19 protein-coding genes are annotated in these 24,624 nt (G+C 65.8%); 12 read left to right on the forward strand and 7 right to left on the reverse strand.

What is annotated here, in order from left to right:
* Positions 1-25 precede the first annotated feature (25 nt).
* The 3 genes from ACIPPQ_RS12660 to ACIPPQ_RS12670 are packed head-to-tail and all read right to left on the reverse strand — an operon-like array spanning position 26 to position 4,589.
* Positions 26-1,087, reverse strand: a complete 1,062-nt coding sequence (locus ACIPPQ_RS12660; RefSeq protein WP_446544440.1) for an alpha/beta fold hydrolase — start codon at positions 1,085-1,087, stop codon at positions 26-28.
* A 35-nt stretch (positions 1,088-1,122) separates the two neighbouring features.
* Complete coding sequence (gene trpE / locus ACIPPQ_RS12665; RefSeq protein WP_446544441.1) at positions 1,123-2,640, reverse strand: anthranilate synthase component I; 1,518 nt, start codon at positions 2,638-2,640, stop codon at positions 1,123-1,125.
* Positions 2,641-2,642: 2 nt separating this feature from the next.
* Positions 2,643-4,589, reverse strand: coding sequence for a SurA N-terminal domain-containing protein (locus ACIPPQ_RS12670; RefSeq protein ID WP_446544442.1), 1,947 nt, complete (start codon positions 4,587-4,589; stop codon positions 2,643-2,645).
* A 180-nt stretch (positions 4,590-4,769) separates the two neighbouring features.
* On the opposite strand from ACIPPQ_RS12670, the gene tpiA reads away from it, so the two are divergent.
* The 10 genes from tpiA to ACIPPQ_RS12720 all read left to right on the forward strand — a co-directional run bounded on the left by tpiA (position 4,770) and on the right by ACIPPQ_RS12720 (position 16,987).
* Positions 4,770-5,519 (forward strand): triose-phosphate isomerase, encoded by a 750-nt coding sequence (gene tpiA / locus ACIPPQ_RS12675; protein WP_446544443.1) that lies wholly within the window; start codon positions 4,770-4,772, stop codon positions 5,517-5,519.
* 105 nt (positions 5,520-5,624) lie between these two features.
* Positions 5,625-6,095 carry a preprotein translocase subunit SecG gene (gene secG, locus ACIPPQ_RS12680; protein WP_327454668.1) on the forward strand — a complete coding sequence of 157 codons (471 nt, stop codon included), beginning with the start codon at positions 5,625-5,627 and terminating at the stop codon, positions 6,093-6,095.
* Positions 6,096-6,202: 107 nt separating this feature from the next.
* The gene (locus tag ACIPPQ_RS12685; protein WP_446544444.1) at positions 6,203-7,834 is read left to right on the forward strand and encodes a CTP synthase; all 1,632 of its coding nucleotides are present in this window, start codon (positions 6,203-6,205) and stop codon (positions 7,832-7,834) included.
* Between the two features lie 26 nt (positions 7,835-7,860).
* Complete coding sequence (locus ACIPPQ_RS12690; RefSeq protein ID WP_446544445.1) at positions 7,861-8,544, forward strand: Crp/Fnr family transcriptional regulator; 684 nt, start codon at positions 7,861-7,863, stop codon at positions 8,542-8,544.
* A gap of 364 nt (positions 8,545-8,908) precedes the next feature.
* Positions 8,909-10,159, forward strand: coding sequence for a lipoprotein-releasing ABC transporter permease subunit (locus tag ACIPPQ_RS12695; protein WP_446544446.1), 1,251 nt, complete (start codon positions 8,909-8,911; stop codon positions 10,157-10,159).
* Positions 10,152-10,829, forward strand: a complete 678-nt coding sequence (locus ACIPPQ_RS12700; RefSeq protein WP_446544447.1) for an ABC transporter ATP-binding protein — start codon at positions 10,152-10,154, stop codon at positions 10,827-10,829. Before ACIPPQ_RS12695 ends, ACIPPQ_RS12700 begins: the two co-directional genes overlap by 8 nt.
* Positions 10,830-10,856: 27 nt before the next feature.
* Positions 10,857-11,333 (forward strand): glutathione peroxidase, encoded by a 477-nt coding sequence (locus ACIPPQ_RS12705; protein ID WP_446544448.1) that lies wholly within the window; start codon positions 10,857-10,859, stop codon positions 11,331-11,333.
* Between the two features lie 39 nt (positions 11,334-11,372).
* Complete coding sequence (dnaE, locus tag ACIPPQ_RS12710) at positions 11,373-14,861, forward strand: DNA polymerase III subunit alpha (protein ID WP_446544449.1); 3,489 nt, start codon at positions 11,373-11,375, stop codon at positions 14,859-14,861.
* Between the two features lie 6 nt (positions 14,862-14,867).
* The gene (locus ACIPPQ_RS12715) at positions 14,868-15,281 is read left to right on the forward strand and encodes a GFA family protein (RefSeq protein ID WP_446544450.1); all 414 of its coding nucleotides are present in this window, start codon (positions 14,868-14,870) and stop codon (positions 15,279-15,281) included.
* Between the two features lie 101 nt (positions 15,282-15,382).
* Positions 15,383-16,987, forward strand: coding sequence for a long-chain fatty acid--CoA ligase (locus ACIPPQ_RS12720; protein WP_446544712.1), 1,605 nt, complete (start codon positions 15,383-15,385; stop codon positions 16,985-16,987).
* On the opposite strand, the gene ACIPPQ_RS12725 is transcribed toward ACIPPQ_RS12720, so the two are convergent.
* From ACIPPQ_RS12725 to ACIPPQ_RS12740, 4 genes are read right to left on the reverse strand one after another with little or no spacing between them, the layout of a single operon-like run.
* Positions 16,984-18,072: a PA0069 family radical SAM protein gene (locus ACIPPQ_RS12725; protein WP_446544451.1), complete on the reverse strand. Its 1,089-nt coding sequence runs from the start codon at positions 18,070-18,072 to the stop codon at positions 16,984-16,986. The genes ACIPPQ_RS12720 and ACIPPQ_RS12725 overlap by 4 nt on opposite strands.
* 46 nt (positions 18,073-18,118) lie before the next feature.
* Positions 18,119-18,643 carry a molybdenum cofactor biosynthesis protein B gene (gene moaB, locus ACIPPQ_RS12730; RefSeq protein WP_446544452.1) on the reverse strand — a complete coding sequence of 175 codons (525 nt, stop codon included), beginning with the start codon at positions 18,641-18,643 and terminating at the stop codon, positions 18,119-18,121.
* Complete coding sequence (locus ACIPPQ_RS12735; RefSeq protein ID WP_446544453.1) at positions 18,633-20,387, reverse strand: lytic transglycosylase domain-containing protein; 1,755 nt, start codon at positions 20,385-20,387, stop codon at positions 18,633-18,635. Before ACIPPQ_RS12735 ends, moaB begins: the two co-directional genes overlap by 11 nt.
* A gap of 12 nt (positions 20,388-20,399) precedes the next feature.
* Positions 20,400-21,125, reverse strand: a complete 726-nt coding sequence (locus tag ACIPPQ_RS12740) for a uracil-DNA glycosylase family protein (protein WP_446544454.1) — start codon at positions 21,123-21,125, stop codon at positions 20,400-20,402.
* Between the two features lie 182 nt (positions 21,126-21,307).
* Between ACIPPQ_RS12740 and ACIPPQ_RS12745 the strand changes: the two genes are divergently transcribed.
* Positions 21,308-22,963 (forward strand): electron transfer flavoprotein-ubiquinone oxidoreductase, encoded by a 1,656-nt coding sequence (locus ACIPPQ_RS12745; protein WP_446544455.1) that lies wholly within the window; start codon positions 21,308-21,310, stop codon positions 22,961-22,963.
* Positions 22,964-23,006: 43 nt separating this feature from the next.
* A complete protein-coding gene (locus tag ACIPPQ_RS12750; protein WP_446544456.1) occupies positions 23,007-24,617 on the forward strand; it encodes a tetratricopeptide repeat protein in 1,611 nt (536 codons plus the stop codon).
* The last annotated feature ends 7 nt before the right edge of the window (positions 24,618-24,624 follow it).

The raw sequence follows: 24,624 nt of genomic DNA on the forward strand, positions 1-24,624 counted from the left end.
GAAAGCGAGAACGACGAGGAGCAGATTACTCCGCCATCAGCTTGGCAAGATCGGCCTTCCAGAACTTTGCCCAGGTATGGGTGCTGTGGCCCTTGGTTTCCGGGCTCGCCGGAATCAGGATGAACCTGGCCGTCTTCATGCGCGCCGCGGCCTTTTCGGTGATGCCATAGGCGGGCGGGTTGATGAAATCGTCGGCCGAATTGATCCAGAGCACCGGCACCCTGATCTTTTCGAGATTTGGCCACGGATTATAGGTTCGCGAGCTATCGAGCTGATAAATCGTGTCATTTGCGTCATTGCGGCCATAAGTGCGCGCGAAGGCCTCGTCCTTGTATTTCTCGGCCGCCTCGCGCGTCGGATATTGGGCCTGCAACGCATAGGGGTTGGCGCCCGCGATCATGCTGAGCGAGGCGGCGGTGCGCAAGCCTGCCGCGGGCGGGGTGGTGTAGTTGCCGTCCTGCCACAGCGGATCGGCCTTGATGGCGTCGATCGACAGCGTGCGCCACATGCGGTTCTGCCCCGCGATCTCGACGGGCAGGCAGGCGAAGGGCGCGAGCCTTTCGGCAAAATCGGGCCAAGTCTCGCCCCAGACGAAGGCGTGCATGCAGCCCATCGAGGTGCCGAGAATGAGCTTGAGCTTTTTGACCCCGAGCTTTTCGGTGAGCATCCGGTGCTGGGCGCCGACCATGTCGGTGTAATCGTAGCGCGGAAATTTCATCCGCAGCCCGTCGCTGGGTTTCGACGATCCGCCATGGCCGATGTTGTCGGGCAGGATCACATAATATTTCTGCGTATCGAGCAGCTGGCCGGGGCCGAAGAGTTCGCCGGCAAACTGCGGCTGGAAGAATTGCTTTCCGGTGCCGCCGGTGCCGTGGAGGATCATCACCGCGTTGGTGACATGGCCCTTTGCGTCGCGTTGCGGTGTGCCGAGCGTGGTGTAGTGGATCTTGAGCTCGGGCAGCTTTTCACCGCTCGCAAAGGTGAAATCCTTGAGGATTGCGTCGCCTTCGACGGCGCCTTCCACTTGCGCGCTGGCAGGGACGGCACTGGTGAGCAGCAGGGCGAGCGGAGCGAGGAGTTTGTGCATGACGGGACGCTAGCGCAGCGTCCCACGAGGTCAAGCTATTGCCCATACCCGGGCGTGCCCGCCAGCCGCACCGCCTCGCGCGCCGCGGCGAAGAGCGCCCCGGCCTTCGCCTCGCACTCGCGCTGCTCATAGGCGGGGTCGCTGTCGGCGACGATGCCGGCGCCGGCCTGGACGTGCATTTCGCCATCCTTGACGATCGCGGTACGCAGCACGATGCAGCTGTCCATATTGCCGTCGGGAGCAAAATAGCCGACCCCGCCGGCGTAGGGCCCGCGCGCATCGGCTTCGAGTTCGGCGATGATCTGGCACGCGCGCACCTTGGGCGCGCCGCTGACGGTGCCCGCGGGGAAGCCCGCGAACAGCGCGTCGATCGCGTCCTTGCCGGGCGCGATGCGGCCGATGACGTTCGACACGATGTGCATGACGTGGCTGTAGAATTCGACCGTATAGCTATCGGTCACGGCCACGCTGCCGCCGACCGCCGCGCGGCCGACGTCGTTGCGCCCGAGGTCGAGCAGCATCAGATGTTCGGCGCGTTCCTTGGGATCGGCGAGCAGGCTTTCGCGGTTCTCGGCATCCTCGGCGCTCGTGCGTCCGCGGGGGCGGGTGCCGGCGATGGGCCTGATCGTGATCTCTTCGTCGCGGACCCGGACGAGGATCTCGGGCGACGAGCCGATCAGCGCGAAGCCCGGGAGGTCGAGGAAATAGAGGAAGGGCGAGGGGTTGATGCGGCGAAGCGCGCGGTAGAGGTCGAAGGGCGGCAGGTCGAACGGCGTCGAAAAGCGCTGCGACAGCACGACCTGGAAGATGTCGCCCGCGGCGATATAATCCTTCGCGGCCGCGACCATCGCAGCAAAATTTGCGGGCGAGGTGGCCGCGTTCGCGACGATATCACCGGGCAGCGCGTCGGTCAGGGCGCGATCGGAATGCGCGCTGACGCTCGACAGGCGCGCGGCAATGTCGTCGAGCCGTTCCTGCGCGGCGTCGATCATGCGGTCGATCGGCGCGTGCGCGTCGGGCCAGATCGGTGCGATCAGGAAAAGTTCGTCGGCGAGGCGATCGAAGACGAGGATCACCGTCGGGCGCACGAACACCATGTCGGGCAGGCCGAGCCCGGCGCCCGGCGCGCGCGGGATGCGCTCGACAAGGCCGATCGTTTCATAGGCGAAGAAGCCGACGAGCGTCGCGAGCGCCTTGGGCAGTCCCTCGGGCACATCGAAGCGGCATTCGGCGACGAGGTCGCGCAGTGCCTGCAGCGCGCCGGTTTCCAGCGGCTTGAACGCCTCGCGGTCGCGGCGCCATTCGCGGTTGATCCGCGCTGCGTCGCCGGTGACCTCGAACATCAGGTCGGGGTCGAGGCCGATCAGACTGTAGCGCCCGCGCGTCTCGCCGCTTTCGACCGATTCGAGCACCCAGTCGCCGCGACCCGGCTCGATCAGCTTGAGCGCCGCCGACACCGGGGTTTCGACATCGGCGATCAGCCGCTGCCAGACGACCGCACCGCGGCCCTGCGCCAGCGCTTCGAGCGCGGCGGCCCTGCCTTCGAGGCTCACCCTTATTCGGCGACCGGCGCGTTGCCGGTCAGTTCGGCGCGCAGCTGGTCGACGAGCTTCTTGTTGATCGTAACGCCGGCGCGGCGCTTGGCTTCGGCGGCGAGCTGCTCGATCAGCTCGTTGCCGAAGGCGGGCGCGAGCGGCTGCGCGATCGCAGCGACGCGCGCCGGTTCGATCGATTTCGGGTCGGGGCGCTGGACGTCGTCGAGCGCGATCACCATCCAGCCGCGATTGCCGGGGATTTCCAGCGTCTTGACGCTGTTCTTGGCCATCGAGAAGAGCAGCGCGAGTTCGGGCGGAACGGGCTTGCCGCCCGCGCCGAGTTCGGCGCGGCGACCGCCGATGGTCTGGACATTGCCGATGTTGGGGCCGGCAGCGGAGACTGCATCGGCGAGGCTCTTGCCGCCTTCGACCGACTTGACGATGGCGCGTGCCTTGTCGCGTGCGACCTTCTGTCCTTCGGCAAAGCGCCATTCGTTAAGCAGCGCGGGGCGGATCTGCGCGAAGGGCGGCGGCGCGGCGGCGACGATCGACTTCACCGCATAGACGGCGAATTTCTCATTCTCGACGAGCGTCGCGATATGGCCTTCGCCTTCGCCCGCCGCCTGGAACGCCTGCGAAACGAGCGGTGCGAGTTCGGGGGCGAGCGCATAATCGGGCTGCGAGGGTACGCGGCCGCTGGGGAGCAGGGCCGGGGTTTCGACGAGTTGCAGTTTGCGGTCGGTGGCGATTTCCTCGATCGACGCGCCGCCGTTCACGGCGTCCTGAAGCTTGTTGTAATAATCGACGATCGCCTCGTTCGCCTTGTTCTTGCCAAGCTCGGTGCGGATCTCGGCACTGGCGTCGGCGAGGCTGCGCGCGGGACGGGCGGTGACATTCTCGACACGCGCGACGGTCCAGCCAAGCCCGGTCTGCGTCGGGCCGATCAGGTCGCCCTGTTTCGCCGCGAAGGCGGTCTTGGCGGCGGCGGCGGTCGATGTCGCCGCATAGGCCGACTGGGTGAGGTCTCCGGTGGTCGAGGCCGAGAGGCCGGCGGCCTGCGCGGCGGCGGCGAGCGGCGTTCCGCCGCGAACCTTGGCGGCAAGAGCGGTCGCGGTGGCCTGATCGGGAACGATGACCTGTGCGAAGCGGCGCGTTTCGCTCGCCGCATATTGCGGGGCATTGTCCTTGTAGACCTTGGCGATTTCGGCGTCGGTCACCGCGGGAACGGGGACCGCGCTCCGGTCGAACACCGCATATTGGATCGCGCGGCGTTCGGGCACGGTGAACTTCGCCTTGTTCTGCGACAGGAAGGTCTGCAGCGCCGCATCGCCGGGATCGGCGGTCGGGGCAAAGGGGCTGGCGGGGATGAAGGTCGCCTGTCCGCGGCGCTGCTCCATCAACAGCGCGGCATAGGGCTGTGCCATGCCCTGCGCGATGCGCGGCATCGTCGCGATCGGCGCAGCAAGCTGTTCGATCAGCAGTTGTTGGCGCAGGTCGCGGCGCAGCTGGGTTTCGGTCAGCCCGTTCTGGCGGAGGAAATTTTCGAACACCTTCTGGTCGAACTTGCCCGACACGCCCGCAAAGGCGGGAAGGTCGGCGATGCGGCCGTCGATCAGCCGCTTGCTGACGCCAAAACCCATCTTGGTCGCATATTGGTCAAAGGCGAGCCCCTCTACGAGCTGATCGAGCACCTGGTCGAGGCCGCCCGATTCGACGAAGGCCGCCATCGTCAGGCCGGGCTGCTGCTGCCGCGCCTGGTTGTACGCCTGCCGGGCGCGATCGCGCAGTTCGCCGACGCCGATCTCTTCGCTGCCGACCTTTGCGACATTCGCGCCGCCAAGCCCGCCGAAGCTCGAGTTGCCGGTGACGTCACCGAGGGCAAAGGCGAGGCCGACGAGCGCGACGAAGGCGAGGGCGAGGAACTTGCCGATCGTCGAAGAAAACATGGCGCGGATAGCGGTAATCATGAAAGGTGCATTCTTTCCGGCAGGGCGCGGGTGCGCGCGATTGCGCGTTGCTTTAGAGGCGCGACGACGTGTCATCAAGGCGGGAAAGGGGGTTTTCGCGCGCGTGCAACGCCGCTTGCGCTTCGCCCCCACCCACCGCTAGGGCACGGCCATCGTGAGAATAGCGGGAGGTACGGGGTGATGGCGCGTCGCAAATATGTAGTCGGCAACTGGAAAATGAACGGGCTGTCGGACGCGATCGGCGAGGCACAGGCCATCTTTTCCGCGGCCGACGGGCACGGGGCAGTCGACGTCGCAATCTGCCCGCCCTTCACCCTGATCGGGACGATGGTCGCCGCGGCTCCGGGGAAAGCCGTGGGTGGACAGGATTGCCACAGCGCGATTTCGGGCGCCTTCACCGGCTCGGTCGCGGCGCCGATGCTCGCCGATATCGGCGCGAGCGTCGTGATCGTCGGACACAGTGAACGGCGCGAAGGGTTCGGCGAAAGCGACGCTGAGGTGCGCGCCAAGGCCGAGGCGGGACTGTCCGCCGGCCTGTCGGTCATCCTGTGCGTCGGCGAACCGCGCGAAGTGCGCGAATCGGGCGGTGCGATCGAGTATGTTCTGGCGCAGATCGCCGGATCGGTGCCCGGCGACTTCGATCCGCAGCAGCTTGCCATCGCCTATGAACCGATCTGGGCGATTGGAACCGGACTGGTCCCGACCGTCGCCGATGTCGCGGCGATGCATGGCGCGATCCGCGGCGCGCTCGCAGCGCGTTTCGGCGATGCCGCCGGGGCGATGCGCATATTGTACGGCGGCTCGGTCAATGGCGACAACGCCGCCGAACTGCTCGATGCGGGCGACGTCGACGGCGCTCTCGTCGGCGGTGCGAGCCTGACCGCGGCGAAATTCGTGCCGATCATCGCGGCCGCAGCGGCGCTGGCGTGACCGAGCCGTCGTTCGCGCGGCGACGTATGGGTTGAAGCGAAGCGCCTTCGTCTCTATGTGCGCCGCGGGCGCGGTCCGTGTGAGGCCACGCAAGTTCGGGAAAATATGATGTCCAGCCTCTTCACCTTCATACTCGTCCTGCAGGCGCTCGTCGCCGCGGTGATGATCGGCGTCATTTTGATGCAGAAGTCGGAAGGTGGCGGTCTGGGCGTCGGCGGCAGCCCCGCAGGCCTGCTGTCGGCGCGCGGCGCCGCGGATTTCATGACCCGGGCGACGACGATCCTTGCGACGGCTTTCGTCGCGCTGTCGATCGTGCTCGCGGCGATGGCCTCGGTCGGTCGCAGCGGTTCGACGATCGACACTTCGCTGTCGAAAACGGCGCAGACCAGCGGCGCGGCTCCGGCCTCGTCGTTGACCGGACCGGCGCAGCCTGCGGCCCAAGGTGGTCAGGCGGGCGCGCCCGCCGGTGCGGCCCCCGCACCGACGAGCGACGATCCGCTGGCAGCAGCCGCTGCTGCGGCCGCGAACCAGGAAGCCGCTCCGGCTCCCGCGCAGGCGCCGCCCGCCAAGAAATAACCGGCGGCTTCGGCCTCCAACGTAACCCGCCCGGCGGAAATATTTTCCGCCGGATGCGATTCGACGGCTTGCGCCGTCCCCCTCCTGTTGAGTAAGTCTTTCCTCCCATGGCGCGGTTCATTTTTATCACCGGCGGCGTGGTCTCCTCCCTTGGCAAAGGTTTGATGGCGGCTAGCCTCGCGGCTCTGTTGCAAGCGCGAGGCTATCGCGTTCGCATCCGGAAGTTCGATCCCTATCTGAACGTCGATCCGGGCACGATGTCGCCCTATCAGCACGGCGAGGTCTATGTGACCGACGACGGCGCCGAAACTGACCTCGACCTCGGCCATTATGAACGCTTTACCGGCGTTGCGGCGCGGCAGAGCGACAATGTCACCTCGGGCCGCATCTATCAGGGCATCATCGCCAAGGAGCGCCGCGGCGACTATCTGGGCGCAACGGTGCAGGTCGTCCCGCATGTCACCGACGCGATCAAGGAATTCGCGCGCGCCGAAATCGACGACCTCGACTTCGTGCTGTGCGAAATCGGCGGCACGGTCGGCGATATCGAATCGCTGCCTTTTATCGAGGCGATCCGCCAGCTGAAGAACGAAGAGGGGCGCGAAAACGCCATCTCGGTCCATGTTACGCTGGTGCCGTACATCGCCGCCGCGGGCGAACTGAAGACCAAGCCGACGCAGCACAGCGTGCGCGAACTCGCCTCGCTGGGCGTCCAGCCCGATATCCTGCTCTGCCGCTGCGAAAAACCGCTTCCCGAGAGCGAGCGCGCCAAGATCGCGCTGTTCTGCAATGTCCGCAAGGAAGCGGTGATCCCCGCGCTCGATGCCGACAGCATTTATTCGGTTCCCGTCCAATATCATGGCGAGGGGCTGGACAGCGAAGTCTTGCGCGCCTTCGGTATCCACGATGCGCCCGCGCCCGACCTGTCGCGCTGGTACGATATCATGGACCGCAAGCAGCATCCCGAGGGCGAGGTCACGATCGGCGTGGTCGGTAAATATGTGTCGCTGCCCGACGCCTATAAATCGCTGAACGAAGCGCTCGTCCACGGCGGCATGGCGCACCGGGTCAAGGTCAATATCCGCTGGCTCGACGCCGAGATGTTCGAGCGCGACGAGGAACTCGCCGCCAATCTCGAACCGATGCACGGGATTCTCGTTCCCGGCGGGTTCGGCGAGCGCGGGTCCGAAGGCAAGATTTCGAGCGTGCGTTTCGCGCGCGAGCGTAACGTCCCCTTCTTTGGCATCTGCCTCGGCATGCAGATGGCGTGCATCGAAGCGGCGCGGAATACGAGCGGGATCGCCGACGCGTCGAGCACCGAATTCGGCCCGACCGGCGAGCCGGTCGTCGGTATGATCACCGAGTGGATGAGCGACGAAGGTCTGCAAAAACGCGGCGCCGACACCGACCTTGGCGGCACGATGCGGCTTGGCGCCTATGAGGCGAAGCTGTCGCCGAACAGCCATGTCGCGAGCGTCTATGGCGCGAACGAGATCAGCGAGCGCCACCGCCATCGCTACGAGGTCAACGGCGCCTATCGCGAAAGCCTCGAGAAGGGCGGTCTCGTCTTTTCGGGTATGTCGCCCGACGGCATGTTGCCGGAAATCGTTGAGCGTCCGGACCATCCGTGGTTTATCGGGGTGCAATTCCATCCCGAGCTCAAGTCGAAGCCGTTCGATCCGCATCCGTTGTTTGCGGGGTTCATCGAAGCGGCGGTGAAACAGAGCCGGCTGGTCTAACGGTTCGAAAAAGGGGTTACAGGGGCATGGATCACGCGAAACTCGCCGAGTTGCAGGGTCCCGACAGCATCTTTTCCGGGCTTTCGGTCGAAGATTGGGCCGAAATCGCCAGCCGTGCGGTGCAGGTCAATTTCGTCAAGGGCAAGGAACTGCTCGTCCAGGGCGACCCGGGCGACATGATGCTGATCCTGACCGAGGGCACGGCGCGCGTTTCCATGCTGACCTCGGGCGGGCGCGAAATCGTGCTCGCCTATGCCGAACCCGGTGCGATATTGGGCGAGATCGCGCTGCTCGATGGCGGCGAGCGCACCGCATCGGTGACCGCGACGAGTGCGGGCAGCGCGTTGCAGCTCGGCCGCAATGCGCTCAAGGATTTCGCTGCGAGCCATCCCGAATTCGCCTGGTCGCTGATGCAGCAGCTCGCACGGCGGCTGCGCACCGCCGACCAGACGATCGAGAGCGATCGCGCCTATGCGTCGGGTCCGCGGTTGGCGCGTTACCTTAAGCGCCTGATCCGCAAGGACGTCGAAGTCTCGCAGCGCGTAGAACTCAGCCAGACCGAACTCGGCAATTTCGCGGGGATGAGCCGCGAGCATATCAACCGCCAGCTCAAGAGCTGGGAGGAATCGGGCGTGATCTCGCTCGAACAGGGCCGTGTACGCGTGCTCGATGCCGATATGCTGGAGGATATCAGCGAAAGCGAGGGATAAACAGGGCGGCTCTTCGCACCGGAATCACAACGCCCGGGCCTCGCTTTGCGAAACCCGGGCGCCTGTGACGAACACTCGCCATCCCCCTTTGTTGCAGACCTGGCGAAAGGTCTGCACTCCCTGGAGCCGGGCCTTTGGGCCGCGTTGAACCAGAAACGCTGCGGTAGGTCGGCGGGGGGGCTTTGTCACCCTCTCACGGGCACTTGGCCCCGCTTTTGCCGACCGCTGTGACCTATGGGCAACATATTTTGCGAATCATTCGCAGAACTGGCACGATGCGGGCGGCCATTGCCAGCGGCGCCAGCGCTGCCTAAAGCGACGTTATGCGTGTCATTTTCCATACGCCGCAACGGCTGCTCGCCTTATGATCCTGCGTCCGTACGAACGCACCATCTTCAAACGCTATATGCTTCCGCAGCGCGGCGAAGGGTTTATCTTCGTCGCGGCGGCGTTCAGCTTTACGGCGGTGATGCTCGGCGTCGCGGCGCTGGTCATCGTGATGAGCGTGATGAACGGGGTGCGCAGCGACCTGTTCGACAAGATCGTCGGCCTGAACGGCCACGCGGTGGTACAGGGTTTCGGCGGGCGGCTCGATGACTGGCAGGACGTACTGAAACAGGCGAAGGCGACGCCGGGCGTGGTTTCCGCGACGCCGCTGATCGAACAGCCGTTACTCGGTACCTTCAACGGGCGCGTCGAGGGCATATTGGTGCGCGGCATGCTGGTGTCCGACATCCGCAAGAACGAGACGCTGAACGGCAAGGTGCTGCAGGGGAGGCTCAGTACGCTGACCCCGGGGTCGGGCAACGTCGCGATCGGCAGCGAGCTCGCGCGCAACCTTGGCGCGACGGTGGGATCGAACCTGACGATCATCAACCCTGCGGGGCGATCGACCCCGTTCGGCACCGTCCCGCGCGAAATCAGCTACCGCATTTCGGCGATTTTCGAGATCGGCGTCTATGATTTCGACAAGGCCTATGTCGTCATGCCGATGGAGGATGCGCAGCTGCTCCTGCTCACCGGCGACCAGGTCGGAATGATCGAGATCAAGACGACCGACCCCGACAAGGTCGGCGAAATATTGCGGCCGCTCGGCGAAAAGGTCGCGGCGCAGGCGGTGGTGTCCGACTGGCGATCGATGAATGCCAGCCTATTCGAGGCGCTGTCGATCGAGCGCGTCGCGATGTTCGTGATCCTGTCGCTGATCATCCTTGTCGCCTCGTTCAACATCATCTCGTCGCTGATCATGCTGGTGCGCGCGAAGACGCGCGACATGGCGATCCTGCGGACGATGGGTGCACCGCGCGACGCGGTGATGCGTATCTTCATGGCGATCGGCCTGTCGATCGGCGTAGCGGGGACGATCGCCGGCATGGTGGTCGGCTTCTCGCTGCTCTATTTCCGGCAAGGCGTGTTGCGCGGCGTGGAGTTCCTGACCGGTCAACCGTTGTGGGATCCGTCGATCCGCTTCCTCACCGAATTGCCGTCGAAGCCCGATCCGTTCGAGATTACCGCGATCGTCGTCATGGTGATTGTCTTCAGTTTCCTTGCCACGCTTTATCCGGCGTTCAAGGCGGCGAACACCGACCCGGTGCAGGTGCTGCGTTATGAGTGACAAGATTCTCGAACTGACCGCGCTGAAACGCAGCTTCACGCAGGGCGACGTCACGATCGACGTGCTGCGCGGAGTCGATGCGCATCTGAAGCGCGGCGAAATCGTCGCGCTGCTCGGGCCGTCGGGATCGGGCAAGTCGACGATGCTGCAGGCGGTCGGCTTGCTCGAAGGCGGGTTCGACGGGACGATCCGCATCGATGGCCATGACGTCACGCGATATGATCAGGGCGAGCGGACGAAGACGCGGCGCGAGAAGATCGGCTTCGTCTATCAGTTTCACCATTTGCTGCCCGATTTCAACGCGATCGAGAATGTCGTGTTGCCGCAGCTGATCCGCGGTGCGGGGCAGGCGGAGGCCGAGGAGCGCGCCGCCGACCTGCTCGGACGGCTCGGACTCGGCGAGCGCCTGCATCACAAGCCGAGCAAGCTGTCGGGCGGCGAGCAACAGCGCGTCGCGGTCGCGCGCGCGCTGGCGAACCGGCCGTTGCTGGTGCTCGCCGACGAGCCGACGGGCAATCTCGACGAGGCGACCGCCGACCGGGTGTTCGACCAATTCGTGAAACTCGTTCGCGATCATGGTTCGGCGGCGCTCGTCGCGACGCACAACGAGCGGCTCGCGGCGCGGATGGACCGCGTGCTGCGCTTGCACGACGGGCGGATAGAGGCGTAGGTTCGCGCCGGCAGGAGGGGACGGAATATGGCGCTTTATGATCTTTCGGCGAAGCTGCCCGGCGGCGGCACGCAGTCGCTGGCCGACTATCGCGGCAAGGTGCTGCTGATCGTCAACACCGCGTCGAAATGCGGCTTCACCCCGCAATATGAGGGGCTGGAGGAGCTCTATCGCGATTATAAGGATCGCGGGTTCGAGATCCTCGCCTTTCCGTGCAACCAGTTCGGCGCGCAGGAGCCGGGCGACGCCGAGGAAATCAAGAATTTCTGCTCGCTGACCTACGACGTCAGCTTTCCCCTGATGGCGAAGATCGACGTCAACGGCGACGATGCCGACCCGATCTTCAAGCATCTGAAGAAGGAAAAGACCGGGCTGCTCGGCAGCGGGATCAAGTGGAATTTCACCAAATTCCTCGTCGACCGCGATGGCAAGACCGTGTCGCGCCACGCGCCGACGACCAAGCCCGAGCAACTGCGCAAAGAGATCGAGGACCTGCTGGGTTAAGCCTTGGCAGAATCAGTGCTGTCACTGTAGCGTCATTCGATGGCCTACAGCCCCTTTGTCCCCCTCCGCGTCTTTTCCAGCTTCACCATGCTGGAGGGAGCGATCGAGCCCAAGGCGATCGCGAAGGCGGCGCGCGACCGCGGTTTTCCGGCGATTGCGATCTGCGACCGCAACGGGCTCTATGGCGCGATGGCCTTTGGCGATGCGTGCAAGGCGGCGGGCGTGCAGCCGATCGTCGGCGCGCTGCTCAGCGTCGCGCGGCCCGGCCAGCGGCTGGCAAATGGCGCACCGCTGATCGATTGGCTCGCGCTCTATGCGCAGGACGATACGGGCTATAACAATCTTTGCGCGCTCGTGTCGGCGGCGCATCTCGGGCGCCCGGTCGAACAGGAGCCGCATGTGCTGCTCTCCGGCCTCGCCGGCAAGACCGACGGGCTGATCTGCCTGACCGGCGGCGGCGAGGGCGCGCTGGCGCGGTTGCTCGCGGGCGAACAGGCGACAGCGGCGAACGATTATGTCGAGCAGCTCGAGGCGTTGTTCGCGGACCGGCTCTATATCGAACTGTCGCGCCGCGGCGACGCCGCGGAGGCGGCGTCCGAAAAGGCGCTGCTCGACCTGGCCTATGCGCGCGCGCTGCCGATCGTCGCGACGAACCCCGCGAGCTTCGTCGAGCCGCAATTCCATCCCGCGCACGACGCCATGCTGTGCATCGCACAATCGGCCTATGTCGAAAGCGAGGATCGGCGGGTCAGCAGTCCCGAAGCCTGGCTGAAGCCCGCCGAGGCGATGGAGGACGCCTTCTCCGACCTGCCCGAGGCGATCCGCAACAGCCTGGTCGTCGCGCAGCGCTGCGCGTTCATGGCGCCGAAGCGCGCGCCGATCCTGCCGAGCCTCGCCGGCGACCGTGAGGGCGAGGCGGCGCAGCTCAAGGCCGACGCGCATGCGGGGCTCGCCGCGCGGCTCGCGCATTATCCGGACCTTTCGGAAGAAGAGCGCCAGACCTATGTCGACCGCCTCGATTTCGAGGTCGGGGTTATCGTCCAGATGGGCTTCCCCGGTTACTTCCTGATCGTTGCCGACTTCATCAAATGGGCGAAGACGCACGACATTCCGGTGGGTCCGGGGCGTGGTTCGGGCGCGGGCAGCGTCGTCGCCTGGGCGCTGACGATCACCGATCTCGACCCGCTCAAGCTCGGTCTGCTGTTCGAACGCTTCCTCAACCCCGAACGCGTGTCGATGCCCGACTTCGACATCGACTTCTGCGAAACGCGGCGCGGCGAGGTGATCCGTTATGTGCAGGAGAAATACGGCCGCGATACCGTCGCGCAGATCATCACTTTCGGTAAGCTGAAGGCGCGCGCGGTGCTCAAGGACACCGGCCGCGTGCTCCAGATGAGCTATGGTCAGGTCGACCGGCTCGCGAAGCTGGTGCCCAACCATCCGACCGACCCATGGACGCTCGACCGCGCGCTGAACGGCGTGTCCGAACTGATGACCGAATATAAGCAGGACGACGGCGTCCGCCGCCTGTTCGACATGGCCAAGCAACTCGAAGGCCTGCCGCGCCACAGTTCGACGCATGCTGCGGGCGTCGTGATCGGCGACCGTCCGCTCGACCAGCTCGTCCCGCTCTATCGCGATCCGCGCTCGGACATGCCCGTGACGCAGTTCGACATGAAATATGTCGAAAGCGCCGGCCTCGTGAAATTCGACTTCCTCGGGCTCAAGACGCTGTCGGTGCTCAAGGAAGCACGGCGATTGCTCGCGCTCCGCGGCGTCGACGTCGATCTCGATGCGTTGGCATGGGACGATACCGCCGTCTACGAACTGCTTCAGCGCGGCGAGACGGTCGGGGTGTTCCAGCTCGAATCCGAAGGGATGCGGCGCACGCTGTCGGCGGTGAAGCCGACCAATTTCGGCGACATCATCGCGCTCGTCGCGCTCTATCGCCCGGGACCGATGGACAATATTCCGCTCTTCGGCGCGCGCAAGAACGGCCGCGAGAAGATCGCCTATCCGCATCCGCTGCTCGAAGGCATCCTCGCCGAAACCTATGGCATCTTCGTCTATCAGGAACAGGTGATGCAGGCGGCGCAGATCCTCGCGGGCTACAGCCTTGGCGGCGCCGACCTCCTCCGCCGTGCGATGGGCAAGAAGGTGCAGGCGGAGATGGACGCGCAGCGCGACACCTTCGTCAAGGGGTGCGGCGAGCACAATAATATCAACCCCAAGGCCGCGAACGAGCTGTTCGACTTGATCGACAAGTTCGCGGGCTATGGCTTCAACAAGAGCCACGCCGCCGCCTATGCGCTGCTGTCGTACCAGACCGCGTGGCTGAAGGCGCATTATCCGCACGAATTCTTCGCCGCGTCGATGTCGTTCGACAGCCACCAGACCGATAAATTGTCGATCTTCATCGACGATTTACGACGTCTCGGCATCGCCGCCGCGCCGCCATCGGTCAACGACAGCGAGGCCGATTTCTCGGTCGGGCGTACCGACGAGGGGCTCGCGGTGCGCTATGCGCTCGGCGCGCTCAAGGGCGTGGGTGAAAAGGCGATGGAAGCGCTGGTCGCCGAACGGCATGTGAAGGGCGATTTCGCCTCGCTCGACGATTTCGCGAGCCGCATCGACCCGAAATTGCTCAACCGGCGCCAGATCGAGGCACTGGCAGGGGCGGGGGCGTTCGACTGCGTCGAACCCGACCGGCCGCGCGCCTTTGCGGGTGCCGAAAGCCTGCTCGCCTGCGCGAACAGCTCGGCGCACGAACGTTCGACGGGACAGGGCGGCCTGTTCGGCGGCGACGTCGCGATCGCGCCGGCGCTGCAATTGCCCGCGGCCGAGCCGTGGACGCTCGCCGAGCGGATGACGCGCGAGAAGGACGCGTTCGGCTTTTATTATTCGTCGCACCCGGTCGAGCAGTATGAAGCGATCATCTCGGCGCGCGGTGCCCGCACCTATGGCGATATCTGCGACAATGTCGAAATGACGCCGGGAACGCGCATCCCGATGGTGATGGCGGCGATGGTCGAAAGCGCGCGTCCGCGCGTGTCGCAGCGCGGAAATCGCTTCCTCAACCTGACATTGTCGGACCGCAGTGGGCAGTTCCAGTCGAGCTGCTTCGACGAGATCGCCGGAAAGACGCTCGAGACGCTGGCAAGCGACGGCGGCTGCGCGATGCTGTCGGTCGAACTCGACCTGCTCGAGGGCGAAGAAACGCCGCGCGTGACGGTGCGCGGGGCGCAGTCGCTCGCCGATATCGCGGCGACCGCGGCGCTTCAGCTGACGTGCCGGGTCGAGCTTCCCGAAGCGATCGACGAGATTGCGCGACTGCTCGAAAAACGCGACGATGCGCGCGGAAAGGTCGTGATCGCGACACGCGATCCGCTCACCGACGAGGATATCCGTATCGAGCTGGGTCGCAACTTCGCGCTGGGGCCGGACACGGTTTCGCGCCTCGACATGGTTGCCGGTGTTGCCGAAACCGCGCTTTCGCTGGTCGCACCCCGCGAGTTCCGGGTTCGGTAGGGGCCGATGACAGCGATGGCCAAAACACCGGGAAGCTGCCTTTGCGGCACCGTTCAATTCGAGGTGTCGGGGGGCTTCGACGCCTTTTTCCTGTGCCATTGCTCGCGGTGCGGCAAGAACAGCGGGTCGGCGCATGGTGCGAACCTGTTCGCCTCCAACGCGACCATCGCCTGGCAGGCGGGCGAAGAGAATATCGCCTCCTATCGCCTACCCGACACGCGGCACGAACGAAGCTTCTGCAAGACTTGCGGGTCCGCGCTTCCCGGCGTGCGGATGGACGGCGCGCTGCTCGTCGTTCCCGCGGGAAGCCTTGATGGTCCGGTCGGCATCCGCCCGACGGCGCATATTTGCTGCGCCAGCCGTGCCGAATGGGACGTCGATCTGGCCGATGTCGCCCATATGGACGGCCTTCCCGGCTGAAATCGGAGCCTTTCGGCGCCGCCGCGCCTATTTGCCCTTGCGCGCGCTTTGCCTCCCACCTTATTCCCGGAAGGCAACGATAGAATAGAGGATGCCTCATGATGGGAATGCAGGGCCAGCCGCTGCTGGTAACCGGCCTGATCGACCATGCCGCGCGCGAACATAAAGGACGCGAGATCGTCTCGCGCTGGGCGGACGGCAGCATCACGCGGACGACCTGGGGCGAAGTCGGCACGGATGCGCGCCGTTTTGCCGCCGCGATGACGAAGCTGGGCATTAAGAAGGGCGATCGCATCGCGACGCTCGCGATGAACCACGGCCATCACCTCGTCAGCTGGTATGGCAGCGCGGGCATGGGGGGGGTGCTCCACACGGTGAACCCGCGGCTGTTCGACGAACAGCTTATCTATATCATCAACCATGCCGAAGACCGCGTGCTGCTGTTCGACGCGATGTTCCTGCCGATCGTCGAGCGGCTGCGGGCGCAATTGCCGACGGTCGAGCATTTCATCCTGTTCGATGCGCCGGCGCGCGACGGCTATTCGTCGTATCGCGACCTGGTCGACGCCGAGGACGGCAGTTTCCAATGGGTCGAGCTCGACGAGCGCGATCCGGTCGGGCTTTGCTACACCAGCGGCACGACGGGCAATCCGAAGGGGGTGCTTTACGAGCATCGCTCGAACGTCATCCACGCGATCACCGAAATCCAGCCGGATGTCTTCGGCCTCGCGAATCGCAGCGTGATCCTGCCGATCGTGCCGATGTTCCACGCCAACAGCTGGGGCGTCCCTTTCGCTGCGGCGACGGTCGGCGCCAAGCTGGTGTTCTCGGCGACCAATGACGCGCAGGTGCTGTGCGATCTAATGCACGATGAGGGCGTGACGCATAGCGCGGGCGTGCCGACGGTCTGGATCGCGATGTTCGCGCATATGGATGCGACGGGCATCGGCTATGGCAAGCTCGAGCGCGTGATCATCGGCGGCTCGGCGGCGCCGCGCGCGATGATCGAACGCTTCATGCGGGCGGGCATCGCGGTCGGCCACGCTTGGGGCATGACCGAAACCAGCCCGATCGGAACGATGGGCAAGCGCCCGTGGAACTGGGACGCGCTGAGCTTCGACGAACAGGTCGACATCGTGTGCCGCCAGGGCTGCCCGCCGTTCGGCGTCGAGCTGCGCATCGTCGACGATGAAGACAACGAGCTGCCGCGCGACGGCGTGACGAGCGGACGGTTGCAGTGCCGCGGGCCGTGGATCATCCAGCGCTATTTCAAGGCCGATGCGGATGCGGCCGACGCCGATGGCTGGTTCGATACCGGCGACGTCGCGGTGCTGCACCCCGACGGGGTCATGCAGATCACCGACCGCGCGAAAGATGTGATCAAATCGGGCGGCGAGTGGATCAGCTCGATCGAACTCGAAAATGCCGCGGTCGGCGCGCCGGGGGTGCAGGAAGCCGCGGCGGTTGGCGTCTATCACCCGAAGTGGGACGAGCGCCCGATCCTGCTGATCGTCAAGAAACCGGGGGCCGAGGCGAGCGAGGCCGCGATTGTCGATTACCTCAAGGACAAGGTCGCGAAATGGTGGCTGCCCGACGAGATCGTTTTCGTCGACGAACTGCCGCATACGGCGACGGGCAAGATTTTGAAGCGCCAGATCCGCGACGATTACAAGGATTACCAGCTGAAGTCGCTGGCGGAGGCCTAGAACAGCTCCATCTGCCCGTCGCGCTCGGGCGGGCGGAACAGGTCGCTGCGGATCGGCGGGAAGCTCCGGTCCATGCCATGTTCGCGCGCCGCGCGCTTCACGCGCGTGCGGATGAGCTGCGCCCAGACGCCGTGCCCCTTCATCCGCGTGAAGAAGTCGGGGTCGTTGTCGCGTCCGCCGCGGATATCCTGCACCATGTGCATCACCTTGTCGGCGCGATCGGGGTAGTGCGCGGCGAGCCACGCACGGAACAGCGGCGCGACCTCGAAGGGCAGGCGCATCAATATGTAAGAAGCACGGATCGCGCCCGCCTCCGCCGCCGCCGCCATGATCGCTTCGATCTCGTGATCGGTGATCGCGGGAATGATCGGCGAGATATTGACCTGTGTCGGTACGCCCGCGTCGATCAGTTTGCGGATTGCGGCGAGGCGGCGGCGGGGATGCGGCGCGCGCGGTTCGAGCGTCCGGGCGATGGCGGGATCGAGGGTGGTGACCGACACCGCGACGCCGACCAGATGGTCGCGCGCCATGTCGGCGAGCAGGTCGATGTCGCGCAATATCCGGTCGGACTTGGTCGTGACGATCAGCGGGTGGCGCGTTTCGGCGAGGACCTCGATCACCGAACGCGTGATGCCCCATTCGCGCTCGATCGGCTGGTAACCGTCGGTATTCGTGCCGATCGCGAGCGGAGCCGGCGTGTAGCCGCGTTTTGCAAGTTCGGCGCGCAGCAGCTTTGCCGCATCGGGTTTGGCGAACAGCCTGCTTTCGAAATCAAGCCCCGGCGACAGGTCGTGGAAGGCGTGTGTCGGGCGGGCAAAGCAATAGATGCAGCCATGCTCGCAGCCGCGATAGGGGTTGATCGAGCGGTCGAAGCTGATGTCGGGCGACTTGTTGCGCGAAATGATCGTCCTGGGATGCTCGACGGTTACCGTCGTGCGCAGCCTAGGAGCCTCGCCGTCGATGTCCTCCGCGGCGTCGAGCCAGTCGCCGTCGGCCTCGCGGTCGAGCGAGCCGGTGCGGGTGGGGCGCAGATTGGTCGGTGCGCCGCGGCCCGCGATCGGGGGCAGGGGCTTGGTTGATTCCATCGGCGCAGGATATCGCGCCAATGAGAACAAATAAAGAACGAAATGCCTATTCGGTGAGCCGCGGTATCAGCTCGACGAAGTTGCAGGGCTTGTGCCGGCTGTCGAGCTGGGTCGACAAGATGCCCTCCCATGCGTCGGTCACCGCGCCGGTCGAGCCGGGAAGCGCGAAGATGTAAGTGCCGCGCGCGACGATGGCACAGGCGCGCGACTGGATCGTCGAGGTACCGATCTTCTGGTAGCTCAGCCAGCGGAACAGCTCGCCGAAACCGGGGATATCCTTGCCGTCGAGGCGGTGCAACGCCTCCGGGGTCACGTCGCGGCCCGTGAGCCCGGTGCCGCCGGTGGTGATGACGACATCGACTTGCGTGTCGTCGATCCAGTTATGGAGGCGTGAGACGATGAGGTCGGTCTCGTCCCGGATGATCGCACGCGCGGCGAGGATATGCCCCGCGCCCGTCAGCAGTTCCTCAAGCTTGTCGCCCGACCAATCCTCCGCCGCGCTGCGGCTGTCCGAAATCGTCAGCAGCGCGATGCGAACGGGTTTGAAGACGAGGTTTTCGTCAATCGGCATTCGTCAGGTCGCCGGCGTAGGTCAGGCGGGTGCGATCCTTGCCGTCGGGGAAGCGCGGCCATTTGCCCTGCGCGAGCGCGGCGCGGCTGATAGAGGGCTTGCCCTGCTGCGCCTCGTACATCCAGTAGTTGCGCAGCACGATGCCGACATAGCCGCGCGTTTCCCAATAGGGGATCGATTCCATGTAAAGCAGCGGATCGCCATTATCGCGAATTTCCGACTGCCAGCGCGCAACGGGCGCCGGGCCGGCATTGTAGGCAGCGATCACCTTGGGCAGCAGGCCGCCGGTCGAGGGATCCTTGCTCAGATATTGCAGATAGCTTTGCCCCATGTCCATGTTGACCGCGGGGCTGCGGAGGTCGCCCGTTCCGAGGTCGCCGCGCCAGCGCGCGACGTCGCGCGCCGTGCCGGGGCGCACCTGCATCAGGCCAAGCGCGCCCGCGGGGCTGACGACGGCGCGTTGGAAGCGCGATTCCTGCAGCGTGTGGGCGAACACCAGCGCGGGGTCGACTTTCCAGCCGCCATTGGGCTCCCATTTGGGCTGCGGATAGCGTGACTGCGCCGAGGGCTTGCGCCCCTGCGGCGTGTTGTGCGCTAGATAGAGCTGCGCTTCGGGCAGGCTGAGCGCGCCCGCGATCGCGAGAATCTGTTCATGCTGCCGCGCGTCGCCGATCCGCGCCTGATGGCGCAGCGTATCGCCGGCATATTTATCCTCGCCGATTTCCGACAGCGCCATCGCGATCCGGACGTTCGGCAGGCCTTCGAGCGCGCGCCAGGCGCTGCGGTCGGCGCGGACATGTTCGCGCTGGCTGTTCGTTTCGACGCCGAGCGTTTCGACCGCGAGCAGGCCGTAGAAGGTTTCCTCGTTGGCGGCGGCGGCGCGGAGGCGCGACTGGACCGATGCGGGCTCGCCTGCGGCGACCGCGGCGCGCGCGGCCCAATAATAAGCGGCGGCGCGCAGTTCGCTGTCGGGAGCCTCCTTCGCGACGCGGTCGAAAGCGGTCAATGCGGTGCGATAGTCGCGCGTGCGCCACGCGGCGAGCCCCTTCACCCACGCGCCCTGCGTCGACCAGGCGCCGCTGCCCGCGCTGCACTCATTCGCGAGGCGCAGCGCATTGGCGTCGTCATTCTCGATATAATAGGACCAGGCGACCTTCTGGCGCCATTCGTCGCGCGCCTGCGGCGTCAACTGGTCGGCCACGGCGTTGAGCAGCGCCTCGGCGCCGGCGGGATCGTCATTCTTGATCCGCTCGGGGATCGTGCGCGCGAGGTTCGCTGCGACAGGATCGCCGCCGACCGCATCGGCGCCGAGCCGGCGCGGGGCGCTGCCAGCCCATGCAAGCCGCGCCTGCGAAGGCAGCGTCGGGAGATCGGTCGCGCCGCGCTTTGCGGCCAGCCGACCGAGCTGTTCGGCCTGCGGCAAATGCGGCGAGCGCGCGAGGATCGGCATGATGTCCGAAACTTCGGCGCGCGGACTGTTGGGCGCGGTCAGCAGTTCGGCGCGCAGGAAATCGGTGAGCGGGCCGTTGTCGGCGCCGTCGAGCAAGGCCTTCGCATCGGCCCAGCGCTGGCCGCGGATCGCAGTGAGCACCTGCGTGTAAAGCTGTTTCTGCTTCGACGACAATATGTCGGGCACCGTTTGTGGCGCCGACACCAGATCGCGGCTGCCGGCATCGGCGGCGAGCGCGGGCACCGCGCCGATGGAAAGCGCCAACGCGGCGCACGAAACGAGTGTTCTGGTCATATTCTGCATCCGTCAACGTCCCCGGTTGAACAGTTTCAGGCTATCCCATGCGGCCGCCTTCTGGGCGGGCCGGGCCAGCAACATCGCGGGGTGCGCGACTGCTACCGCCTCCACCTTGCCGCCATCTTGGTTAATATCGAGTAACTTTCCGCGCGCGTCAGGCAGCGGCATCGCGGCCGCCATACGCAGGATATCGCTGCCGATCAGCAGCAGGCGTGCCGGTCTGGCCAGCCGCAGGTGATGCCACAGCAGGCGGTCGAGCTCCGCCGCGTCGTCGCCGTCGCAGCGCCCGCCCGCGGGGCGCGTCACCGCGAGGCTGGCGACATAACATTCGCCGCGCGTCAGGCCGATCGCGCGCAGCATCGCGTCAAGCAACTGTCCCGCCGGGCCGGAGAAGAGAACACCGTCGCGCTGGTCCTCGATTTCGGGCCAGGCGGTAAGCACCATCAACGGCGCGCCCGCTTCGCCGACGGGAAGCACGCGGCGCGCATCCCACTGGCTGCCCGGCACGTCGCCATTTTCGGCGAGCCAGCGCTGGAATTCGTTCCAATCGTCGGGAAAGACGACGGGCCCCTTCGGCTCGGCGGCTTCCGGGGCTTCCTGACGTTGGAGTGCCGCAGGAAGCGGGAGCGGCTCGGGTTCGACGCGCGCTGCGCGCTTCGGCCCCGCTGCCGCAGCGTCATTCGCCGGGGGCGTGACAAGCCAGCCCGCCGGCTCCTCCCCGACAAGCGTATCCACGCCCGCCAGTGACCACCAGTCGCAAGTGCTTTCCGCCAGCAACGCAGAGTTTCGCCCACCCATGAAAATGTTTGAAACAGACAGTTGACGGGCGCGTCAATTGGCGGGCATCGCAATTCGTGACAGAATGAGCGTCGGACACGATGAATGATCGGCGCAGGGACGGCAGAAAGGTATTTGCGGTGAGCGAACGGGAATCGATGCCCTATGATGTGGTCATCGTCGGCGCGGGGCCGGCGGGGCTTTCGGCGGCGATCCGCCTGAAACAACTCGCGAATGAAGCGGGCAGTGAATTGTCGGTCTGCATCCTCGAAAAAGGGTCGGAGGTCGGCGCGCATATCCTGTCCGGCGCGGTGATCGATCCCAGGTCGCTCGACGAACTCCTGCCCGAATGGCGGACGCAGGGCTGCCCGCTTGCCGAAGTTCCCGTGAACGACAACCAGCATTGGGTGCTGACGAAGGCGAAGAAATTCGCGCTTCCCGAATTCATCTCGCCCGGCTTCATGCACAACAAGGGCACCTATACCGGCAGCCTCGGCAATCTTTGCCGTTGGCTCGCCGAACAGGCCGAAGGGCTCGGGGTCGAAATCTTCCCCGGCTTTCCCGCCGCCGAAATCCTCTATAATGAGGATGGCTCGGTCAAAGGCGTCGCGACGGGCGACATGGGCGTCGCGCGCGACGGCAGCCACAAGGGCGACTACGCCCCCGGCCTCGAACTCCACGCGAAATACACTTTCTTTGCCGAAGGCGTGCGCGGCCACCTGACCAAGATGATCAAGCCGCAGTTCGCGCTCGACGCCGATTGCGAGCCGCAGGTCTACGGCCTTGGCGTCAAGGAGCTTTGGGACATCGACCCCGCGAACCACGCGGAGGGTCGTGTCATCCACACGCAGGGCTGGCCGCTCGACGAAAACGCCAATGGCGGTGGCTTCCTCTATCACCAGGCGAACGGGCAGGTCGCGCTCGGTTTCGTGACCTGGCTCAACTATCGCAACCCGCACATCTCCCCGTTCCAGGAGATGCAGAAGTGGAAGACGCACCCCGAGATCGCGAAGATTCTGAAGGGCGGCAAGCGCGTGTCGTACGGCGCGCGCGCGATCAGCGACGGCGGCCTTCAGTCGGTGCCCAAGCTCGCTTTCCCGGGCGGCGCCTTGATCGGCGATACCGCCGGCTTCCTGAACGTCCCGCGCATCAAGGGTACGCACACCGCGATGAAATCGGGGATGATGGCGGCTGAAGCTGCATTTGCAGCGGTGACCGCGGGCCGCAGCAGCGACACGCTCGACGCCTATCAGGCCGCCTTTGACGACAGCTGGGTCAAGAAGGAACTGAGCGTCGTTCGTAACGTCCTGCCGCTCGTCGAGAAATATGGCGATCTGGCAGGCACATTGCTGTCGGGCATCACGATGTGGCTGGAAACGCTGAAGATCAAAGTCCCCTTCACGATGAAGCATCATCCGGACAATGAAAGCCTGTACCGGGCCGACATCATGCCGAAACCCGACTATCCCAAGCCCGACGGCGTGCTGACCTTCGACCGCTTGTCGTCGGTGTTTATCTCGAACACGAACCACGAGGAAGACCAGCCGGTCCACCTCCAGCTCAAGGATCCGTCGATCCCCGTCGCCTATAACCTGCCCCTCTATGACGAGCCCGCGCAGCGTTATTGCCCCGCGGGCGTCTATGAAATCGTCGGCGAAGCCGAGGGCGATCCCAAGTTCGTGATCAACGCGCAGAATTGCGTCCACTGCAAGACGTGCGATATCAAGGACCCGACCCAGAATATCAACTGGGTCACTCCCGAAGGCGGCGGAGGCCCCAATTACCCGAATATGTAAGCCCGCGCGCCTGTTCCTGATCGTCGCCGCTGTCGCAGCGGCGGTGCCGGCGCAGGCCGTCGACGACAGCGGTGCGGCGCTGAACGCGCTGGTCCGCGCAAGACTGGCCGAAGAAGGCGGTGAACCGGCGGCCGCGCTGTCGGCGCTCACCACGGCATCGAGCCTTGCGCCCGGCCTTCCCGGCCTGCGCGGGCGGATGCTCGAACAGGCGATCGAAGCGGGAAACCTGGAGGCCGCGCGGGCTGCGGCCTTGAGCTTGTGGAGCAGCGGCGAACGACGGTTCGACGCGCAGCTAGTGCTGCTGGTCGATGCGATGCGCCGGTCGGACTGGAAGGCGGCGCGCGATACGATGGCGGGTCGCAACGACAAGGCGGGCGCTGATGCGATCGCGCGGTTGATCCTGCCGACGATAAACGCGTGGATCGACGTCGGCGCGCGCGAAAAACTGCCCGAGCGTCACCTGATCGCCGCGAACAATCGCGCGCGGCCCGAGCCCTCGCTGACGCTCCAGGTCGCGATGGTCCAGATCGCGACGAAGCGCGCAGCGGCGGCCGCGACGCTGACCGACGGCGTCACGCTCACCGACCGGACGAGCCAGCTCGTTGCGCTGCGCACCGCCGCTACGCTCGACAAGGCAGGTGAGGGCGGGGCCGCCGAGCGGCTTCGCGCGCGGATCGCGCTCGCGTCGGGGCAGCGCGAGGACCCGATGCTGCTGCTGCCCGACCAGCCCGTATCAAGCCCGCGCGCTGGAACGGCACAGTGGCTCGGCCTGCTCGCCGACGGATTGTCGCGCACGCCGGGCGGCAGCCCGAAGCTGCCGCTGCTGTTCGCACGCGCGGCCTATTGGCTCGACGATCAGGACTTGGCGGTCCGCATGACATTGGTAGAGGCGCTCGACCGCAACGGGCAACGGGACAGCGCGATGGCGCTGCTCGATACGGGGCGCGTTGCCTTGCCGCCGGTGCTCGCGATGCGGCGCGCCGAATTGATGGCCGATGCGGGCGACCTCGCCGGCGCGGCGAAGCTGGCCGAGGCGTCGGTGGGCACGGATGCGGCGCGCAGCCTGCTCGTCCGGCTGGCCGACATCGCGCGGCGATCGGGCGATCCCGTCGCGGCGGCGCGCGCCTATGAGCGGCTCGAGGCAGCATTGGGCGATGGCGAGGGCGACCAGTCGCTGCGCGGGACCCTGCTGATCGCGCGGGCGGAATTGTTGCTGCAGGCGGACAAATGGGACGCGGCGGCGCCCTTGATGGAAAAGGCGGTGGCATTGCGGCCCGACGATGCGGCGATCCTCAACTTTGCCGGCTATTCGGCGCTGGAACGGCGCAAGGACGTGAAGCAGTCGCTCGCGCGGATCGAGGCGGCGTGGCGTCAGGACCCGCAGAATGCGAGCATCACCGACTCGCTCGGCTGGGCCTATTTCCTGACGGGGCGCACCGACGATGCCGTCGGCCTGCTCGAAAAGGCGCAGCGCGGCGAACCCGGCAATGCGGTGATCGTGGAACATCTCGGCGATGCTTATTGGAAGGCCGGGCAGAAGTTTCAGGCGCGCTACAACTGGCGCGCGGCGGCGTTGCTCGCCGACGCAGAGATGGCGACGCGGCTGGAGGCGAAGCTACGCGAGGGGCTGACCCCCGCCACCACCGCGCCATGACGGGTGC

Source organism: Sphingopyxis sp. LARHCG72 (assembly GCF_052871675.1).